The sequence below is a fragment of the Mesorhizobium sp. M0663 genome, from assembly GCF_040320585.1.
Lineage (GTDB): Bacteria > Pseudomonadota > Alphaproteobacteria > Rhizobiales > Rhizobiaceae > Mesorhizobium.
The window spans coordinates 1-2,956 of sequence record NZ_JAMYPX010000083.1 but is presented as its reverse complement, the minus strand read 5'-3'; the positions used below and the strand labels follow the sequence as shown (position 1 = coordinate 2,956).

Sequence of the window (2,956 nt, the reverse complement as noted above, 5' to 3'; positions counted from 1 at the left end):
ACGTGGCGACCCGGCCGGTTGACTTCCGGCGCGGCATGGACGGATTGGCATTGGCTGTGCAGGAGATGCTAGGCCTCGACCCGTTCTGTGGGGCAGCCTTCGTCTTCCGGGCCAAAAGGGCTGACAGGATCAAGATTTTGGTGTGGGATCGCACCGGCCTTGTGCTCGTTCACAAGCGGCTCGAGGGCTCGAAGTTCGTCTGGCCGCAGGTTCGCGACGGCGTGATGCGCATGTCGCCGGCGATGTTCGCGGCCTTGTTCGATCACGCATGTTGATGCCCCTCCTGGTGAAGCTGAATGATTCTCAGATCAAGGTGGCTAATGGTGTGGTTGCGGAGGTCACGGACCGCATCGATTACGGAAGGCGAGTTTTGGAACAGGTAAGCTCCAGTCGACTGACGGTCGATCAAGAGGCGCTTCTGCCTGATCTGCACGTAGATCCAATTGACGGGGATGTTCAGCCGTGCGGCCAGTTGTGTGGCGCTGAGCGAAGTGAACTCGTGGGTCCATCGGTTGCGCTGCGTCGTTATCCTGATCCCGGCACCGAGCCGGATCCGCTGCACAGTGATCGGCAGGACCTTGTCCGAGCAATTGGGCGAGTGGTGCCCCTCCCGGGTGAGGACGGCGGCAATCTCATTGTCAGGCATGCCGGCCTGCGCGAGTTCGATCAGACGCGCGCGCATCTCTCCACCGCGCGTGAGCTTGGCGACGGAGTTAACCTTCATCTTCACTTCAAGTTCGGTCACCGCGCCGCCTCGCCACACGATCCTGACCAGAGCAACGTCGCGCTCGCCGCGATCGAGAACGATCTTTTCGATCAGGCACCGCAATAGCGCCTTGCGATGAGCATCCGTCGTGGCGTCGCCCGCCCAGATCTGCGGCAGGCAGCCGGACAGGGCGACTACCTTACTGTTGAGGACCTTGCCCAATGCCAATTGCGCAACAGGCTCAGCCGACGCTTGCCGAGCGAGGGCTTCCTCGGCAGCGCGGACTTCGCTCAATGCAGCCTCCCACCGACGCTCGAGTTCGCCGGCGACAAGACGGTTGTCAGGATCGACGCGGTTGAACTGCCGCTCTGCCAGTGCCGCAGCATAGCGCTTGCGCTCAAGCTCACGCTCCGCGCTCGTGCGCAAGGCCTTGTCGACTTGCTGCTGTGCCCGCCGCGCCCGCGATAGTGCGTCAAGCTCGGCGGGAGCCAGCGCCGTCAAGAATGCGGCGGCCACAGCGGCATCCACGCGTGGAGCACGGATGTACTGGCACGCAGGCAAGCCCGTGTGTGAGCGCAGGTGATTGCACACATACTCTCCGCCACCCTTGTAGCGAACGTACATCTTGTGGCCGCATCGCCCGCACCAAGCGATGCCATGCAGGAGAAGTTCGCCATTGCGAGGGGCACCTCTCGTTTTGATGCGCATATATTCGGCCCGGTTGTCTCGTACGATGTCGCGGATCTTCTCATAGGTTGGCCAGTCGATGTAGGGTGGATACCGGCCCTTCACGACGATGCGCCATTCATCGATTGGCCGCGGCACCTTTCCCGGCGAACCGCCTTCTCCCGTGGCGGCACGAAGGCGGGTTCGTCCATAGACGAAGGCACCGGCGTAAGCGGGATTCTTCAGGACTGCCGCCACCGCCGAGACCGTCGCTCGCGCCCAGTGAAGTTCGCCGTGCCAGTCGCGGCGCGGCAGAGCCAGGCCACGATCATTCAGCACACGCATGACCTTGGCGACGGTGCGGAACTTCAGGAATGTCTCGAATATAAGCTCAAGCCGCTCCTGAACGGCGAGATCTGGATCTTTGACAACCACCCCGCTTGGATCGCGCACCAAGCCGACGGGCAGTGTTAGTGCAAGCTCGCCGCGCTCGGCCTTGGCAAGCAGACCGGCCGTCAGACGGCTTCGGATCGTATGCAGCTCAAGCTCCGAGATCGTTCCCTTCAAGCCGAGAAGCAGGCGACCATTGGCGCTGCCGGGATCATAGACGCCATCGCGATCGGCAATGAGGCAACCGCGCAGGCCGCAGATATCCAGGAGCGGATACCAATCGGAACAATTGCGAGCCAGCCGCGTGACGTCTATCGAGAGGATCAACCCGATCTCGCTCAGGCCGACCCGACCGACGAGTTCCTTGAAGCCATTCCGTTTTGCAGCCGAGGCTCCGCTCAAGCCGAGATCGGCATCGATGACGTCGATATCGGCGTCATGCCAGCCGAGTTCGCGGGCGCGCACGCGAAGCGCGTACTGCAGCCGCAGGCTCTCTTGATTGCTTACCATCTGGTGTGGCGTCGACTGTCGGACGTAAACAACCGCTCTGCGCGCCAGATGAGTTGGCTTGACCAGTTCGGACTTCACGAGACACCTCCGCCAGAACCGCGGCGACGTCGTCGAGGATTTGACGCCGCAAAGCTGGTGACAGCGTCGCCCATAGGCTCTTGGGGTCTATGGTCATGACCTTCGAGACATTCCGCCACCGCGACAAGATCCCGAACCGCCTCGACACTCAACTTAGTCTGATTCGCCTTCTCTACATACTTCTGAGTTGCTGTCACAGGGATCAGCAATGTTGATCCATCACGGTGCTCGACTTCGTATGATGGTGGAAAATTGCCGCGGTGATGGGCAACTCGGCGGATCACACGGAAGGATCGCCCGTAAAGCGGATGACACGGGTCCAATACCCGGACCACTTCGACCGATGATTCGTCAGACTCACCAGCAGGGATATTCCTGTAGGCCTTCGTTCGAAGGGCTGGATTGGAGACTGGTTCGCCCCGAGCGGGCACGGCGTCCGCAGCTGGCCGGATGAGTGTGGCACAGTGACTCAGGTGCCTTGTCTCCAATGGCGTTATCGGCACTCATGTGGTTGATTTAGTGCATGAATCTGACGGTTCTCCAGGAAGAGAACGAGCGTTTGAAGGCGCTCCTCGCCGAGGCGCAGGCAGCTTTGGCAGAGTCCGA

General features: G+C 61.3%; 2 protein-coding genes. One reads left to right on the top strand and one right to left on the bottom strand.

The window, feature by feature from the left end:
* Nucleotides 1-275 (top strand): IS66 family insertion sequence element accessory protein TnpB (gene tnpB, locus NKI54_RS36090; protein ID WP_502898321.1); only part of this gene is annotated, 275 nt, incomplete at its 5' end.
* Here tnpB and NKI54_RS36085 read toward each other — a convergent pair.
* Entirely contained in the window at nucleotides 263-2,350 is a 2,088-nt protein-coding gene (locus NKI54_RS36085) for a recombinase family protein (protein ID WP_352532723.1), read from the bottom strand. The genes tnpB and NKI54_RS36085 overlap by 13 nt on opposite strands.
* Nucleotides 2,351-2,956: the final 606 nt, after the last annotated feature.